The sequence below is a fragment of the Variovorax sp. 770b2 genome (assembly GCF_900115685.1).
Taxonomy (GTDB): Bacteria; Pseudomonadota; Gammaproteobacteria; order Burkholderiales; family Burkholderiaceae_C; genus Variovorax.
The window spans coordinates 2,967,639-2,983,695 of sequence record NZ_FOXJ01000001.1 but is presented as its reverse complement, the minus strand read 5'-3'; the positions used below and the strand labels follow the sequence as shown (position 1 = coordinate 2,983,695).

Genomic DNA, 16,057 nt, shown 5'->3' with positions numbered 1-16,057 from the left:
GAGGAACAGACCCATGAGCAAATCCCCAGGCCATCAGAACCACCCCGGGCACCGGGTGGACGAGTCGATCGTCGATGCACGCATGACGGTGGAGATCGACGGCGAAACCGTGGCCGACTCCCGCAACGTGCTGCGCGTCGACGAGGACGGCCACCCGCCGCGCTTTTATTTTCCGCGCGAGGATACCCGGATGGAGTTCCTGAAGCCTTCGGCCACCGTCACCGAGTGCCCCTTCAAGGGCGAGGCCAGCTACTTCGACGCCGAGACGCGCCACAGGCACGCGAAGGACGTGGCCTGGAGCTACGAGACCCCCTACGACGAACACCAGGCATTGGCGGGCCGGTTGGCCTTCGATGAAACGGCCTCGGCGGCACTGCGCATTCGCAGCCTGCCATGAGGCGAGAGGCGCCTGGCTAGCGCCGGAACATCCGCAGGTCGAGCGCGCTTTCCTCGCCGAGCCACATCGCGTGCGTCGTGTGATCGGCGAGGTCGTCGCCCGTCACGCCGTGCACGAAGATGTCCAGGCCGTTGCGGTTGGCATCGAGCCAGGCGATGACCTGGTCGAACTCGGCCGCATCGAATGCGAGCTGGCAGCTCCAGTGCGGATGGGGCCCCACGAGCCGCTCGTGCACGCGGCCCACGACCACCATCAGCTCGTGGCCCGCGCGTTCGCAGAATTCACGCGCCTGCGCCACCGTGGCGGGGGCGAAGTAGACGTGGGCGTGGTACTGGGGGTAGAGGTTTTCGGGGCGGCGCGGCATGGTGTGCGCATTGTGGCCTCAAGGGGCTTCAACCGCGAGGCAGCTGGAAACGCCCGCTGTAGCGGAACACGTCGCCGAACCAGCGATGGCGCAGCAGCATCTTCATCGTGAAGTGGTCGGGGCTCGACGGGTCGGGCCGCTCCTCGACATAGGCGGTGCCCATGAAGAGCCCGAGCGGCAGCGGGATGCTGAGGCCCGCGACACGCCAGATGTAGCCCTTGTCGCGGAACACCAGTGCGCCGTCTTCCGCGCTCACTGCGAGGCGCATGCCGATGCCGAAACGCACGTACTCGATCACCTCGGCCCCCTGCGCCGCGGCGTGTTCCATGTGCGAGCGGAAGTGGAAGGGCTTGCGGCCTGCGAAGTGGAAGACGCGGTCCCAGTAGAGGTTCGCGTCGTCGGGGTGGCAGCGGTAGTGCACCTCGATCGGCACGTCGGTGCCGGTGTAGGGCACGAGCGCGCCGAAGAGGCGGCCGAAGGGCATCAGCAGCGCGGCCCACGGTGCGTGGTGGACCTCGTTCATCGTGCCGCGGACGCACACGCAGTCGTCGGAGAACGGTGCCATCGCGTAGTGACGGCGGATCACCTCGCCCAGGCGTTCCCAGGCCGGGCCGAGCGCTTGTTGAAAGACGGGCTGCGTCATCCCGCCACCGCCACGACGCCTTCGCTGCGCGCCTTGTAGAAATGCAGGATGTGCTCCGCGCCATCGCCCAGCAGGAAGCCTGCGACCCGGTCCGCATACCAGTTGAAGCGCGTGCTCACGCGCCACGACACGTCCACGCGCAACTCCGTGCCGCCATCGCGCGGCGTCAGCGTGAAGGCCGAGTCGCGCAGGTCGAAATATTGGCCGCCGATCATCACGTGGTCGTCCAGCGCGCCGGCGGGGAACGAATCCGGCGCGAAGCGGTAGCGCCACTTCAGCAGGCGGCCGGGCTGCCACTCGGTGATGACCTCCTCGAAGTGCACGTTCTTCTGCCACAGCACCTTGCGCACGCGGCCTTCGGGCGTCTCCTCGGTCACGCCGGCCAGCGGCAGCGGCACGCCGATGCGGTAGGCCCAGGCATCGTCGACTTCGGCGGGCCGGATGGCGCGCGCATTGTTCAGCTCGTGCCACACGCGCTCGGCGGGTGCTGCGATGAAGAGCGTGCGCGAGGTGTTGGAGAACCGGTCGGGATTGGGCAGGTGCGGCTCGATGGCACCGAGCGCGAGCGGCAGCATCGCGAAGCTGTAGAGCGCGGGCTTGGGCCAATTGGTGACGCGGCACACCAGCCCCATCGCCAGGCCGCCCACGCTGCCCATGACGGCGAAGAGCGGCACGATCACGACGGCGCAGATCATCCCTTCGATGAACACGAGCAGGGTGCCGATGACGAAGAGCGCGGTCGACACCCACGGCGCCCAGATGTAGTAGCCCCAGCTGCGCCGCTCGATGCGCTCGGCCATGTACACCGTGACCGCGCCGCACACCGCGGGGGCGAAGTAGATGAAGGAGCCGAGCATCGCCGAGAACGGATGGCCCGGCCCGCCGCTGAAGGCGATGCGAAGCACGAGCGCCGCGCCCGCGCCGGCCAGCAGCGGCCAGAACCAGGCGAAGGGCATGCGGCGGCGGGGTGTCTCTTCGGCGGCGTTCGGATCGGCGGCTAAAGGCGCGAGCTCGGAGAGCCTGCTTTCTTCGGGGTCGGTGCTCATGGAAACGTCTTCTCCTCTTTGTGTCTTTATCAGCCGATGCGTTTTCAGTGGCTGCGCGTGGCGGTCACCATGCAGTAGTCGAAGTCGCGCCAGAACATGCCCAGCGCGAGCGCGCAATAGCTCGCCACGATGTGCTTGCGGCGCCACGGGCTCAGCCTGCCGCGTGCCTTCCAGAGTTCGGCCAGCGTGAAGCGCGTGGCCAGCACCGGGATGTGCAGCGCGCTGGGTGCGACGCGCCAGCGCAGCGACTTGAATTCGATGTCCTCGAAGCCGTTGTTGCCGAGGGCGGCGGTGAAGTCGTCGCGCGTGGCCAGCGTGGGCACGGCCCAGCTGTCGGCCCAGAGGCGGTGCAGCCAGTGGGCGATGCGCCCGGGGTTCTTGCGCAAGAGGAAGCCATCGACCACCACGAGCCGCGCGCCGGGCTTGAGCAGGCGCGCGGCCTCGCGCACGAAATCGGCCTTGGCGGTGCCTTCGGCGTAGCAGGCGCTCTCCACGGCCCAGGCGCCGTCGGCCTGCGCGGTGGGCAGGCCCGTGCGGGTGTAGTCGGCCTCGATGTGGGCCACGCGGTCGGCCACGCCGGCCGCCGCATCGAGCCGCGCGGCGATGCGGTTCTGCACCGGCACGTTGGTGACGGTGACCGCGTAGAGCGATGCGTCGTCGCCGACCAGCGTGCGCGCGGTGGCGCCGGCGCCGCAGCCCATGTCGATCACGCAGCGGCGCATGCCTGTGGCGGGTTGCGATTCATCGAGCCGCAGCGCGCGGCCGACGGCACGGTTCATCTCCACCAGCATGCCCTCGCGGCGCAGCGGGTTGAGCCCCGCGCGCCAGAAGCCGAAGTGCATGTTGTAGCTCGGGCTCCAGGCGCTGTAGTCGACCGCCACTTCGGTGAAGTAGTCCTGTGTGTCCTCGGCCGTGATGGGCGCACTGGTGGCATGCGCCGAAGCCTGGGGCGCGGTGGAGGGCATGCGGAAGTCGGGCTGGAAGACGGTGGGCATCGAGGATCTTTCGGACTTTGGTTCTTGGAATTCCCTGGGGGTGTGACAGCGTGATCGGTTCAAAGGCGGCAGTGGTCGTCGGCGCAGTTGGCGGGCGCGATGGCGCCGCGGCCCGCCAGGCGCGCGACGAGCCAGCGCGGCAGGCGGTAGCGGTTGCGCGCGAGCACGGCATAGGCGCGGTCTGCAAGGGCGCCGACGAGCGGCAGGTCGAGCAGTGCACCGCCGGCGGGCAGGCCCACGGCGGCGCGGCAGGCGCGGATCGCCGCGACGCCGGACAGCACGCGGCCATTCGCATCGACCGCGTGCATCGCGGTCATCAACGCCTCGCGCGGCGCCGGACCGGAGGCGAAGCCGACGGGCGAGCAGTCGACCAGGTTCAGCCGGCCGGCGGCATCGCGTGCGCGCATCGCGCCCATCTCGGCCACGCAGAGCGGGCAGGTGGCGTCGTAGTAGACGGTCAGCGGACAGGTCGTGGCGGCGATGCGGGTCATGATGTTCTTGGTTCTCGATATTTCAGTCAAAACAGAAATAAATGGGCAAAAAAAGACGACTCAGATCATCGGCAGGCTGGCGTGGTGCGCGTCCGGGTCGTCGCCCTTGCCCGCCGGTGCGGCGGGCGCCGTGAGCGCCGTATCGCCGCGCACGAATTTCTGCACGCTGGCCCCGAGCGTGAGCACCTTGTCCAGCGTGCCGGGCGACAGGCGCAGCATCTCGTCGGCCCAGGTGGCGAGCTTGTTCATGAGGTCCATGGTGGAGCGGATGCGGTCCTGCGCATCGGCCGGCTCCTTCTGGAAATCGGGGCTGGACACGAGCTCGCGCAGCACGCGGATGGTGGGGTCGAACTCGCGCTCCTTGCGCTCGCGCACCACGGTGCGGAACAGTTCCCACACGTCGACGCTGGTCTCGAAATAGTCGCGCCGGTCGCCCAGGATGTGGGTGACGCGCACGAGGTTCCAGGCCTGCAGTTCCTTCAGGCTGTTGCTGATATTGGAGCGGGCCACGCCCAGAGTGTCGGAGAGCTCTTCGGCATGCATCGGCTTGCCGTGGGCGAAGAGCAGGGCGTGGATCTGCGAGACGGTGCGGTTCACGCCCCACATGGAGCCCATTTCGCCCCAGTGGACGACGAACTTGCGTTGAATTTCTGTGAGTTCCATGCAGCCGAGTCTAGGATTTCTTAAATTTCTGTCAATAGAGAAATAGAAAAATCACCAGGCGCCGAGAAATGGTGGAATACTGTATGAATAAACAGTGAATTCCACCGCGAGGATTTACCCATGCCACCCGCATCCCCCGTTCCCATCCACATCATCAAGGGCCGAGGCGCGGCCACGCGGCTGGCGCACCGGTTCTCCAAGGACGAGCGCAACGCCTTCGACGACGGCTGGGGCACGCTCGAAGAGGGTGTGGCCGAGGCCGACGAACTCATGCCCCTTGCGACCGAGGTGCGCTTCGAGGACGTGAAATCGGTGCTCACCGAAAACGATTCGCCCGACATCTACTTCGACCGTTCGCTCAACCCGTACCGCGGCTGCGAGCACGGCTGCATCTACTGCTTCGCGCGGCCCACGCACAGCTACCTCAATCTCTCGCCCGGCCTGGATTTCGAGACCAAGCTGATCGCCAAGCGCAACATCGTCGAAGTGCTGCGTGCCGAGCTGAGGCGCAAGAGCTACAAGCCGAGCTACATCGCGATCGGCACCGCCACCGACTGCTACCAGCCCATCGAGCGCGAGCTGCGGATCACGCGCTCGGTCATCGAGTTGCTCAACGAAGTGCGGCACCCGTTCGCGCTCGTCACCAAGTCGAGTGCTATCGAGCGCGACCTCGACCTGATCGCGCCGATGGCGGCCGAGCACCTCGTGGCCGTGTACATCACGGTGACCACGCTCGACGGCGAACTCGCCCGCAAGCTCGAGCCGCGCGCCGCCGCGCCGCACCGGCGGCTGCGCACCATCCGCACATTGGCCGAGGCGGGCGTGCCGGTGGGCGTGAGCGTGGCGCCCCAGATTCCCTTCGTCACCGAAGACATGGAGCACGTGCTCGAGGCCGCCTGGGAGGCCGGCGCGCGCAGCGCCTTCTACACGGTGGTGCGGCTGCCGTGGGAGGTGGCGCCGCTCTTCAAGGAGTGGCTCTCGCTGCACTACCCGCAGCGCGCGGACCGCATCATGGCGCGCATCCACGAGATGCGCGGCGGCAAGGACTACGACGCCGATTTCGCCACGCGCATGAAGGGCAGCGGCCTCTGGGCCGACCTGATCCACCAGCGCTTCCAGAAGGCGACGAAGCGCCTGGGTTTCAACCGCGAGCGCATTCCGCTGGACATCACCGCGTTCCGGCCGCCCGGCGCGGTGGGGCAGGGCAATCTGTTCTAGCGACCCTGCATGCGGTGACGTCGCTCAGCTCTGCTCGAGCACGCGGCCGTTCAGCGGCTGCACCGGGCGTGCATTCATCCGGTAGAGCTTGCGAAAGGCCGCGAGCTGGCCCCTGGAAATTTCCACCGGCTGCTTGAGTACCTGCCAGCTCACGTCTTCGCTGCACGGCGGCGTGGTCAGCGATCCGGTGAAGTGGTAGTAGTCGCGCCTGGCCGGCAGCAGGTCCGACGGGTTCAGCGCCACCTTCAACGGCTCGGCCTGTCCGGCCTTGGACGGAAGGGCATCGAACACGGACTTCAGCGCCGGGTTTTCATGGCCTTCCTTCAGCAGCACCGCGACCACCGCGAGCTGGCCCGCATCGCTCTTGTGCACCAGGTGCGCGACCATCGGATAGGCCTTGCCGTCGATCCGCTCTTCGCTCGGCGTGTGGAAGTGGAACTGCACGAGCTTGAAGTCGCCCTGGGCCAGATGAAGGGTGCCGCCGTTGGCCAGGTTGACCTGGATGGTGTGCCCGGTGTTGACCGTCTCGCCGCCGCCCTCGGCGTAGTCGAACCGGATGGGCGCGAGCGCCCCTTTCTTCGCCTGGCGCGCCTTGATGTCGATCGGCGACTGGTGCTTGCCGAGCTTGCAGGTCGCGAAGCCCGGCTCCAGGTCGCCCCATGCCTTGGCGCCGAGCTTGCCCCGGTAGTCCCAGTGCGTGTGCGCGTCCTCGGCCGATGCGGCGAGTGCCGCCGTGGCGATCAGGCCGCCGATGGCGAGCTTGAAGATCGAGAGATGCAGTGCCATTGTTTGTTCTTTCTTTTGAGTGTTGGAGTGCGAACAGCGAAGAGCGGAACCGCCGACCGGCGCCCGCTTTCCGGGAAGCCTTCTACCACTTCGGAAGGAACCCGCGGCGCGCAATCGTTCGTTTCGACCGGCAGCGTTTTCCCCTGCCGCAAGACAGCTTTCCACTCAGCGCCTCGCACGCCAACCGGAACGGGTCCACAGTTCGACTCCTTGCGCATGCGCCGCATGACGCTCAACATCGAACAGGTTTTTCTGGATATGTCGAACGAAGCAATCTCCGAGGTCTCCGAGGTCTCCGATGGGCGCGCCACCGCTCACCGCAGAGGCCGCATGGCGTGGCAACGCCTCGCGGTGCCGGTCCTGCTGGGTCTCCTGGTCGGCGCGCCTGTCATTGCGACGGCGCAGCCGGCCCTGGAACCGCTGGGCATCGCGATGGAAGGCTGGCCCTATCCCTTTCCCGTGCGCTTTCACGAGTTCGCGCTCGAAGGCGAAACCGTGCGACAGGCCTACATGGACCTCGCCCCCACGGGCCCCGCCAACGGCCGCACGGCGCTGCTGCTGCACGGGCGCAATTTCCCGGCGAGCTACTGGGAAGGCGTGATGCGCAAGCTGGCCGCGGCCGGGTACCGCGTGATCGCCACCGACCAGATCGGCTTCGGCCGCAGCAGCAAGCCCGATGTGCACTTCACCTTCGACATGTACGCGCGCAACACCGCCGCGCTGCTCGATGCGCTGGGCATCGGCGAGGTCGATGTCGTCGGCCATTCGCTGGGCGGCATGCTCGCGGTGCGCTTCACGCGGACCTACCCGAAGCGCGTGCGCAAGCTGGTGCTGGAGGCGCCCGTCGGCCTGGAGGACTACCGGCAGACGGTGCCGGCCGTGACCGACCAGTTCCTCTACGACCGCGAGTACGCGCTGTCGGCCGCCGCGTACCGCAGCTTCCTGCGCGACACCTATTCGCTGTCGCTCCCCGCGGAAGCCGTCGAGCCCTTCGTGGTGCTGCGCGAGCGCCTGAAACTGAGCGGCGAGTACCCGCGCTGGGTGCGCTCGTTCGTGCAGACCTACCAGATGATCCACGACCAGCCGGTGGTGCACGAGTACCCGCTGGTGCGCACGCCCACGCTGTTCATCATGGGCGCGAACGACCACAACGCGCCCGGCAAGCCCTACACGACACCCGAGCTCGGCGCGGGCATGGGTTTCAATGCCGACAACGCCAGGCGCATCGCAGGCACCATGCCCAACGCGAAGGTCATCGTGTTCGAAGGCGTCGGGCACATGCCGCACATGGAGCGGCCCGCCGAGTTCGGCGACGCGATGCTGTCATTCCTTTCGCGCGACTGAGCCGAGGGTGGCTGCACCTTCCCAGTCGCCGCCCAGCGCCTTCACGAGAAACACCGCGGTCAAGAGGCGCTGCCCCTGCAGCTGTGCGGCCTGCCGCTCGACCGTGAGCAGCGACTGCTGCGCGGTGATGACGTCCAGGTACGTCGAGGCGCCGCCTTCATAGCGGCTGGTCGCCATGTCGAGCACGCGGCGCGCGGCGGCGACGGCGGCCTGCGCCTGCGTGGCGGCGCTGTCGAGCGCGGAGAGGCCGGTGATGCCGTCTTCCACCTCCTGCATCGCGGTGAGCACCGTGCGGCGGTAGTTGCCCACGGTCGCGTCGTAGCCCGCCTTGGCGAAATCGACGTTCGCGCGCACGCGGCCGCCGTCGAACAGCACCTGCGTGGCCGACACGCCCACCGACCACAGGAGGCTCGGCCCGTTGAACAGCGACTCGATCAACCGGCTGTCCACGCCCACGGTCGGCGAGATGATGAAGCTCGGATAGAAGGCCGCGGTGGCCACGCCGATCTGCGCATTCGCGGCGGCCATCGAACGCTCGGCCGAAGCCACGTCGGGCCGGCGCTGGAGGATTTCGGAGGGCACGCCGAGCGGCACCGCGGGCGGGCGGATCTCGCGCAGGTCCGCAGGCAGCGCGAAGCTCGGCGCCGGCGTGCCGGTGAGGGTGGCGAGCGCGTGCTCGTACTGCGCACGCTGCTTTCTCAGCACATCGACCTGCGTCAGCGTGGTCTCCAGCAGCGCCTGCTGCTGCGCCACGTCCAGGCCCGAGATGGCGCCCAGGTCGTGCCGCGCCGTCACCAGCTCGAGCGCGCGGCGCTGCAGGCCGATGGAGCGCGAGAGCACGTCCAGTTCGATGTCGGTCGAGCGCAGGTTGAAGTAGTTGTTCGCCACGTCGGCGGTGAGCACGAGGCGCGTGTTCGCCAGGTCCGCGGCCGATTGCTCGGCCGAGGCCGTCGCGCCTTCGACCGTGCGCTGCACGCGGCCCGCCAGGTCGAGCTCGTAGCTGGCGTTCAGCGACAGCGCGAAGTCGTTCTGCACTGTCGACGCATTGCTGGTCGCGTAGTTGGTGAGCGGCCGGTTGGCGGAAATCTTCAGGCGCGAAGCGCGGGCGCCCAGGCCCAGCTGCGGGAAGCGGCTGGCCGCGTTGGCGTCGAGATTGGCGCGTGCCTGGGCGAGCCGCGCATTGGCGATGACCAGCGTCGGGCTGCCGGCCAGGGCCCTGTCCTGCAGCGCGTCGAGCTGTGCGTCGTTGAAGCGCTTCCACCACGGGCCCTTGTCGGCCACGTCGTTCGGCGTGGCCTGGCGCCAGGGCGCCTCCAGCGTCCAGCTGACGGGCAGCGGGGTCTCGGGCGCCTTGTAGTCGGGGCCGACCGCACAGCCCGCGGCCAGCAGGGCCGCGATGGCGGCGGCAATGACCCGCAGTCTCACGCCGGTTCCTTCTTCGTGGCTGCCTTCGCAGCAGGAGCGGGTTCGTCCGGCGCGACCGTCACCACGTCGCCTTCGGCCAGCGAGTCGGAGGGGTTGAGCACCATGCGGTCGTTGTTGCCGAGGCCGTCGGTCACCTCGACGTTCTCGCCGTAGTTGCGGCCCAGCGTCACCGCGCGCAGGCCGATGCGGCCCTGTGCATCGACCACCGCGATGCGCGTGCCCTCGGCACGGAACAGGAGCGCGTTGGCCGGCACCGTGATCGTGCGGGCCGCGGCCAGCGGCAGCGACACCTGCACGTAGGCGCCCGGCAGCAGCGCGCCGTCGCGGTTGGGCAGCGACACCTCGACCTGCATCATCCGCGTGGTCGCGTCGATGGCGCCCGAGGTGCGCGCCACTTCGCCCTTGAAGGTCTGGCCGCGCAGCTCGGCCTGCGTCACCACCACCGGCTGGCCGGCCTTCACGAGCTGCGCATAGGCCTGCGGCACGTTGATGTACACGCGCAGCGGATCGGTCTGCGCCAGCATGAAGAGCGCGCGCCCGGCACCGCCGCCCGCACCCGCGTCGATGAGGTCGCCCACGTCGACGTTGCGGCGCGTGATGACGCCCGCGAACGGCGCGACGACGCGCTTGAAGCCCTCGGTCTGCTTCAGGCGCTGCACGTTGGCATCGGCGGCGGCCACGTTCGAGGTGGCCTGCGCGACGGCGCTGCGGCGCTCGTCCAGGTCCTGCTGGGAGACCACGTCTTTCTTGCGGAGGCTCTCCCAGCGCTCGGCCGTGCTCTGCGCGAGCGCGAGGCCCGAAGCCGTCTGCGCGCGCGCGGCGATGGCCTGCGAGAGCTGCTGGTCGATTTCGGGCGTTTCGATTTCCGCCAGCAGCTCGCCCTTTTCGACGCGGCTGCCGATGTCCTTGGTCCAGCGCTTCAGATACCCGCTCGCGCGCGCCGAGATCGGCGACTGCACGAAGCCCTGCAGCGTGCCCGGGAGCGCCAGCGTCTGGCCGGCGGTGGGCGTTCGCGGCAGCGCGGTCTGCACATAGAGCCTGGCGCGTTCGGTCGTGCCCGCTTCGAGCGCGCGCGCGTTGGCGATGCGCACGAACACCGTGCGCGCCGCACCGAGGGCCAGCAGCACGAGCACGATCACGACGAGCCAGCGCGTGCGTTTCACGATCTGCCGGCGGCGCAGCAGTTCGCCTTCGCCCTCTTCGGCGGCGATGGGGTGGATGGCCAATGCCGAGTGGCGTTGCTCCGTCATGACCAGCTCGGCGCCGGGCCGCTCCCAAGGCGAGCTGCGGCCCCCCCGGGGGGCAGCGAATACACGAAGTGAATGGGCGTGGGGGTCAAGTGCTAGTTCTCCTGGGGCGCTGCGCCCGCTGGCGGTTGCGCCGAATGGCCGGCTTCTTCGCGTGCCGCCTTGCGGTGCGCAAGCCGACTGTGCACCCCCGCGAACACGGCGGGTACGAAAAACAATGTCGACACCGTGGCAAAAAGCAGGCCACCGATGACCGCACGGCCCAGCGGCGCGTTCTGCTCGGCGCCTTCGCCCAGGCCCAGCGCCATCGGGATCATGCCGATGATCATGGCCAGCGCCGTCATCAGCACCGGGCGGATGCGGGTGGCGCCGCCTTCCAGCGCTGCCGAGAGCGGCGGAATGCCGGCCTGCAGGCGCTCCCGCGCGAACGACACCAGCAGGATGGAGTTGGCCGTGGCCACCCCCATGGTCATGATCGCTCCGGTGAGCGCGGGCACGCTCAGCGTGGTGCCGGTGATGAAGAGCATCCACGCGATGCCCGCGAGCGCCGCGGGCAGGGCGGTGATGATGATGGCCGCGTCCAGCCACGACTGGAAGGTGACCACGATCAGCAGGTACACCAGCACGATGGCCATCACCAGCCCCACGCCCAGGCCGATGAACGACGACTGCATCGTCTGGACCTGCCCGCGGATGGTGACCTGGCTGCCGCGCGAGAGCTTGGGCCGCATCTCGTCGACCAGCACCTGCACCTTGGAGGCCACGCTCGCGAGGTCGGTGCCCTGCACGCTCACGTAGACGTCGATGACCGGCGCGATGTTGTAGCGCGACTGGATCGCCGGCTGGCGCGACGCCTGCGCTTCGACCAGGTTGCCCAGCAGTTGCTGCGACGCGCCACCGGCCGCCGCAGCACCGCCCGTGCCCACCGGGATGTTGAGCAGCGAATCGAGCGAGTCGACGTTGTACTGCGGCGTCTGCACAGCGATGCTGTAGACCACGCCGTTCACCGGATTGAGCCAGAAGGCCGGCGCCGTCTGCGAACTGCCCGAGAGCGCGATCAGCACGTTCTGCCCGACGTTGGCCGCCGTGAGGCCGTACTGCTGCAGCCGCGTGCGGTCCATCTGCAGGTTCAGGCTGGGGCCATCGAGCCGCTGGTGCACGTGTGAATCGACCGCGCCCGGAATCTGCTTGATCGCCTTGGTCAGTTCGGCCGCGCGCGCCGCGTTGCCGGCCGTGTCGTTGCCGCTGAACTGCACGTCGATGGCCGCGGGCAGGCCGAAGTTCAGGATCTGCGTGACGATGTCCGCCGGCTGGAAGAAGAACTCGATGCCCGGAAAGCGCTTGGGGAGTTCCGCGCGCAACAGCGAGACGAATTCCTCGGTGGGCCGATGGCCGTCTTTCAGCGAGAGCAGCAGTTCGGCGTCGAAGGTGCCGATGGTGCCGGCGTTGCTGTACGAGAGGTTGATGCCGCTGTTGGGAATGCCCAGGTTGTCCAGGATGGTTTCCAGCTGGTCGGCCGGCACCAGTTCGCGGATGGCCACTTCCACCTGGTCCGTGAGGCGCGCGGTTTCCTCGATGCGGGTGCCGGTGGGCGCGCGCACGTGCAGGCGGATCTGGCCTGCATCCACGGTCGGGAAGAAGTCGCGGCCGAGCGCCGGGTACAGCAGGCAGGAAAGAAGACAGAAGCCCAGGAAGAGGCCGATGAAACCGCCGCGCTTCGAAAGCACCACCGACAGCAGCAATGTGTAGGCGCGGCGCACGCGCTCGAAGCGGCGGTCGAAGCTCTGGTAGACGCGCTGCAGTGCGCTGGGTTTCTTGGCCACGGCACCTTCGGCCGGCTGCGCATGCACGCCGCCCATCAGCAGCATCACCAGCGTGGGCACCAGCGTGCGCGAGAGCAGGTAGGAGGCCAGCATCGCGAACACCACCGCCTCGGCCAGCGGCACGAACAGGAAGCGCGCCACGCCCGAGAGAAAGAACATCGGCACGAACACGATGCAGATGCACAGCGTGGAGACGAAGGCGGCGCTGCCGATTTCGCCCGCGCCGACCTCGATGGCCTCCCGGAGCGGCGTGCCCATGTGCAGGTGGCGCTCGATGTTCTCGATGGTCACGATCGCCTGGTCCACCAGGATGCCCACCGAGAGCGCCAGCCCGCCCAGCGTCATGAGGTTGAGCGTTTCGCCCAGCGAATACAGCACCAGGATCGAGGCCAGGATCGACAGCGGAATCGTGATCGCGATGATCAGCGTGCTGCGCCAGTTGCCCAGGAACAGCAGCACCATCGCGGCCGTGAGCGCGGCGGCCAGGATGGCCTCGAACACCACACCCTTGACGGCCGCCTTCACGAACACCGATTGGTCGAAGAGCGGCGTGACCTTGATGTCCTGCGGCATCGACTGGGTGGCGATCGGCAGCATGCCGCGGATGTTCGCCACGATGTCCAGCGTGGAGGCGCCGCCGTTCTTGAGCACCGACAGCAGCACGCCGCGCACGCCGTCCTGGCGCACGATGTTGGTCTGCGGCGAGAAGCCGTCGCGCACGAAGGCCACGTCGCGCAGGTACGTGGTGGCGCCGTTCACGGTGCGCACCGGCAGGTCGTTCAGGCCCGCGATGGCGTCGGGCGAGCCGTTCATGCGCACGCTGTATTCGGTGGCACCGAACTTGGCGGTGCCCGAGGGCAGGATCAGGTTCTGCGTGTTGACCGCGTTCACCACGTCGGCCGGCGTGAGGCCGCGCGCCTGCATCGCCTGGGTGTCCAGGTCGACCGAGATGAGGCGGTTCTTGCCGCCGTAGGGAAAGGGAATGGCCGCGCCCGGCACGGTGATGAGCTGCGGGCGCAGCTGGTTGACGGTGGCGTCGAAGAGCGAGTTTTCAGAGCGCGTGGGGCTGGAGAGCGCCAGCTGGATCACCGGCACGCTGGAGGCCGAATACTTGATGACCAGCGGCGGCGTGATGCCCGGCGGCAACTGCCGCACCTGCGCCTGCATGGAGGCCACCACCTGCGAGATCGCCATCTCGATGTTGGCCGTGGGCTGGAAGAACACCTTGATGATCGACACGCCCGCCAGCGACTGCGACTCGATGTGCTCGATGTCGCTCACCGTGGTGGTGAGGCCCCGCTCGACCTGGCCCGAGATGCGCTGGCCCATCTCCTGGGCCGGCAGGCCCGTGTAGTTCCAGATGACGCTGACCACCGGGATGTTGATCTCCGGAAAGATGTCGGTGGCCATGCGCGCCAGGACAAAGGGCGTGGCCAGCACGATCAGCATCGCCATGACGATGAAGGTGTAAGGACGACGCAACGCGAGCTGGACCATGGACAGGGTTCTCTCTGCTTCCGGCGGAAAAAGGTTTCGCATCATAAGGAAGTAGATTTAAGTTTGCTGCCGCCATTTCTTTGGGTGTGGTGCTTTACCAAAAGGCTGCATGTGGACAGGGTCCGGCTGCTAATTGCGGGGTGTCGGCGCGCGGCGCCGGGCACCGCCCGGGGGCCTGCCGCTCATCCGGCGCGACGAGGCGAAGGTTTTCAAGTGGTGCTCAATTCAATCTTGTATTCAATGGTTTCAAGAGGGGGCTATGATCAAGTGACACTCAAAAATAATCAGAAATGCCCCAAGATGCCATCACGAAGGCGCCGCGTGCCGCGCGCAGCGAAAAATCCGGCCGCCGCATCGAGAGCCTGCTCGCGGTAGCCAGGGAAGTCTTCGCCGAGAAGGGTTTCGAGCGCGCCACCACGCTGGAGATCGCCCAGCGCCTGGGCGTCTCCGAGGCCACCGTGTTCACCTACTTCGGCAGCAAGCGAGCGCTGTGCCTGGAGGTCATCCGCCGCTGGTACGACCAGATCTGCGGGGAGGTCGAGCGCGAGTTGCCGCAGCTCAATGGCCTGCGCGCGCAGCTGGCCTTCGTCGTGCGCAAGCACCTGGTCAACCTGATGGGCGAGGGCGCCGGCATCTGCGCGCTGGTGCTGAGCGAAGGACGCACGGCCGACGCGGCGTTCGGCGGCGTCATCGCCGACCTCAAGCGCCGCTACACCGCGCCGTTCATGCATGCGCTGGCCGCCGCGCGCGAGGCCGGCGAGCTGCGGGACGGCGTGCCGCTGCGGCTCGTGCGCGACATGGTGTTCGGTTCGATGGAGCACGTGCTCTGGGACTACGTGGTCTCCGGCAAGAAACCCGACATCGAGCAGACCGCCTCGCAACTCACCGACCTCTTGTGGAGCGCCCTCGTGCCTGCCGATGCGTCGCTGCACGCGCTCTCCCAGTTCCGCGCGGAAGTGGGCCATGCGCTGCGGCGGCTCGACGCGCCTTCATCGCCATCTTCCCCGTCTTCAAAATCTCGCAAGACCTCTTCATGAACGACTCCGTACCTTCTCTTTCGTCCACGTTGCCAGAGCGCTGCGTGATCGTCGTCGACAACGCCTTGCCCGCCGGGCTCGCGGCCAATGCCGCGGCCGTGGTGGCGCTCACCGTGGGCCAGCGCCATCCGGGCCTGGTCGGCGCGCCGCTGGTCGATGCGTCGGGCGGCGTGCATCCGGGCCTCATCCCGATCGGCATCGCCGTGCTCGGCGCGAGCCAGGACGAACTGGCCGCGGTGCGCCACAAGGCCATGGCGACGACCGCGTGCGACGTGATCGACTTTCCGGTGCAGGGCCAGCAGACCACCAACTACGCGGCCTTCGGCGAAGCCGTGGCCGCGGTGCAGGGTCAGGCGCTTCGCTACGTGGCGGTGGCGCTTGTCGGCGAGCGCAAGCCGCTGGGCAAGGTGGTGTCGAAGCTCGGGTTGCTGGGCTGAGGCCTGTTCACTGCGCGGGCGCGTCCAGCGCCAGCCGCAGCCGCGTGACGTTCGGATTGCCCGGATCGCGCTGCACCTTGAACCCCAGCTTGCGCGCCAGCACCAGCATGCCGATGTTGTCGTAGAGCGTGATGTCCGCCAGCTGCTGCACGCCGGCCGCGGCCGCCGCATCGATCAGCTTGCGCAGCAGCTTCATGGCAACGCCGCGGTGCTGCCACGCATCGCCGATCACCACGGCGAATTCGGCGACGTGCGCCGTCTCGGGCGTATCGCCGCGCACGTAGCGCACCACGCCCATCTGCTCTTCGGCGCCGTCGACCACGGTGGTCGCGATGAGCGCGAGCTCGCGGTCGTAGTCGATGTGGGTCATGCGCCAGAGCTCGTCCGGCTGGGGCTTGCGCGGCGAGAGCAGGCGGTGGTAACCCGTTTGGTTCGACAGGCCCGCGACGAACGCCGTGTGCATCGCGAGATCGTCCGCGTGGATCGGCCGGATGCGCACGCGCGTGCCGTCGGCCAGCTGCCAGTCCTCGGCCAGGTGGCTCGGGTAGCCTGAACGGTCGGGGGAGGGCGCCTGCGTTGCCATCGCCCGGTTGTGCCACGCGCCCCGGGGCAGGTCAACGTGGCATCCCCTCGCTCGCCCCCTC

Annotated in this window: 16 protein-coding genes; 5 read left to right on the top strand and 11 right to left on the bottom strand. The window is 68.2% G+C overall.

Features of this window, described 5'->3' with window-relative positions:
- Nucleotides 1-13 precede the first annotated feature (13 nt).
- A complete protein-coding gene (locus BM133_RS13800; RefSeq protein ID WP_093434427.1) occupies nt 14-397 on the top strand; it encodes a DUF427 domain-containing protein in 384 nt (127 codons plus the stop codon).
- Between the two features lie 16 nt (nt 398-413).
- Here the strand turns inward: BM133_RS13800 and BM133_RS13795 are convergent, their stop codons facing one another.
- The 6 genes from BM133_RS13795 to BM133_RS13770 are packed head-to-tail and all read right to left on the bottom strand — an operon-like array spanning nt 414 to nt 4,599.
- Nucleotides 414-761, bottom strand: coding sequence for a DOPA 4,5-dioxygenase family protein (locus tag BM133_RS13795; RefSeq protein WP_093434426.1), 348 nt, complete (start codon nt 759-761; stop codon nt 414-416).
- A 28-nt stretch (nt 762-789) separates the two neighbouring features.
- Complete coding sequence (locus BM133_RS13790; protein WP_093434424.1) at nt 790-1,404, bottom strand: DUF4166 domain-containing protein; 615 nt, start codon at nt 1,402-1,404, stop codon at nt 790-792.
- Nucleotides 1,401-2,450: an SRPBCC family protein gene (locus BM133_RS13785; protein WP_093434423.1), complete on the bottom strand. Its 1,050-nt coding sequence runs from the start codon at nt 2,448-2,450 to the stop codon at nt 1,401-1,403. Before BM133_RS13785 ends, BM133_RS13790 begins: the two co-directional genes overlap by 4 nt.
- Nucleotides 2,451-2,494: 44 nt before the next feature.
- Nucleotides 2,495-3,445: an SAM-dependent methyltransferase gene (locus BM133_RS13780; RefSeq protein ID WP_093434421.1), complete on the bottom strand. Its 951-nt coding sequence runs from the start codon at nt 3,443-3,445 to the stop codon at nt 2,495-2,497.
- Nucleotides 3,446-3,504: 59 nt separating this feature from the next.
- Nucleotides 3,505-3,936 (bottom strand): thiol-disulfide oxidoreductase DCC family protein, encoded by a 432-nt coding sequence (locus tag BM133_RS13775; protein ID WP_093434419.1) that lies wholly within the window; start codon nt 3,934-3,936, stop codon nt 3,505-3,507.
- A 60-nt stretch (nt 3,937-3,996) separates the two neighbouring features.
- Nucleotides 3,997-4,599 carry a GbsR/MarR family transcriptional regulator gene (locus BM133_RS13770; protein WP_093434418.1) on the bottom strand — a complete coding sequence of 201 codons (603 nt, stop codon included), beginning with the start codon at nt 4,597-4,599 and terminating at the stop codon, nt 3,997-3,999.
- A 120-nt stretch (nt 4,600-4,719) separates the two neighbouring features.
- Here BM133_RS13770 and BM133_RS13765 point away from each other — a divergent pair, with 120 nt between their 5' ends.
- Nucleotides 4,720-5,817 carry a PA0069 family radical SAM protein gene (locus BM133_RS13765; RefSeq protein ID WP_093434416.1) on the top strand — a complete coding sequence of 366 codons (1,098 nt, stop codon included), beginning with the start codon at nt 4,720-4,722 and terminating at the stop codon, nt 5,815-5,817.
- 24 nt (nt 5,818-5,841) lie between these two features.
- Here the strand turns inward: BM133_RS13765 and BM133_RS13760 are convergent, their stop codons facing one another.
- Complete coding sequence (locus BM133_RS13760; protein ID WP_093434415.1) at nt 5,842-6,603, bottom strand: carbonic anhydrase; 762 nt, start codon at nt 6,601-6,603, stop codon at nt 5,842-5,844.
- A 258-nt stretch (nt 6,604-6,861) separates the two neighbouring features.
- Between BM133_RS13760 and BM133_RS13755 the strand changes: the two genes are divergently transcribed.
- Nucleotides 6,862-7,947, top strand: coding sequence for an alpha/beta fold hydrolase (locus BM133_RS13755; RefSeq protein WP_218158363.1), 1,086 nt, complete (start codon nt 6,862-6,864; stop codon nt 7,945-7,947).
- Here BM133_RS13755 and BM133_RS13750 read toward each other — a convergent pair.
- From BM133_RS13750 to BM133_RS13740, 3 genes are all read right to left on the bottom strand, one after another.
- Nucleotides 7,927-9,372, bottom strand: coding sequence for an efflux transporter outer membrane subunit (locus BM133_RS13750; protein WP_177224796.1), 1,446 nt, complete (start codon nt 9,370-9,372; stop codon nt 7,927-7,929). The genes BM133_RS13755 and BM133_RS13750 overlap by 21 nt on opposite strands.
- The gene (locus BM133_RS13745) at nt 9,369-10,622 is read right to left on the bottom strand and encodes an efflux RND transporter periplasmic adaptor subunit (protein WP_093434413.1); all 1,254 of its coding nucleotides are present in this window, start codon (nt 10,620-10,622) and stop codon (nt 9,369-9,371) included. The genes BM133_RS13750 and BM133_RS13745 overlap by 4 nt, the downstream gene beginning before the upstream one ends.
- 92 nt (nt 10,623-10,714) lie before the next feature.
- The gene (locus BM133_RS13740) at nt 10,715-13,945 is read right to left on the bottom strand and encodes an efflux RND transporter permease subunit (RefSeq protein WP_093435329.1); all 3,231 of its coding nucleotides are present in this window, start codon (nt 13,943-13,945) and stop codon (nt 10,715-10,717) included.
- 284 nt (nt 13,946-14,229) lie between these two features.
- Here BM133_RS13740 and BM133_RS13735 point away from each other — a divergent pair, with 284 nt between their 5' ends.
- Together BM133_RS13735 and BM133_RS13730 are read left to right on the top strand one after the other, a co-directional pair.
- The gene (locus tag BM133_RS13735) at nt 14,230-14,976 is read left to right on the top strand and encodes a TetR/AcrR family transcriptional regulator (protein ID WP_093434411.1); all 747 of its coding nucleotides are present in this window, start codon (nt 14,230-14,232) and stop codon (nt 14,974-14,976) included.
- Nucleotides 14,973-15,413, top strand: a complete 441-nt coding sequence (locus BM133_RS13730) for a DUF2000 domain-containing protein (RefSeq protein ID WP_093434410.1) — start codon at nt 14,973-14,975, stop codon at nt 15,411-15,413. Before BM133_RS13735 ends, BM133_RS13730 begins: the two co-directional genes overlap by 4 nt.
- Nucleotides 15,414-15,420: 7 nt before the next feature.
- Here BM133_RS13730 and BM133_RS13725 read toward each other — a convergent pair whose 3' ends face one another.
- Entirely contained in the window at nt 15,421-15,996 is a 576-nt protein-coding gene (locus BM133_RS13725) for a GNAT family N-acetyltransferase (protein WP_093434408.1), read from the bottom strand.
- Nucleotides 15,997-16,057 lie beyond the last annotated feature (61 nt).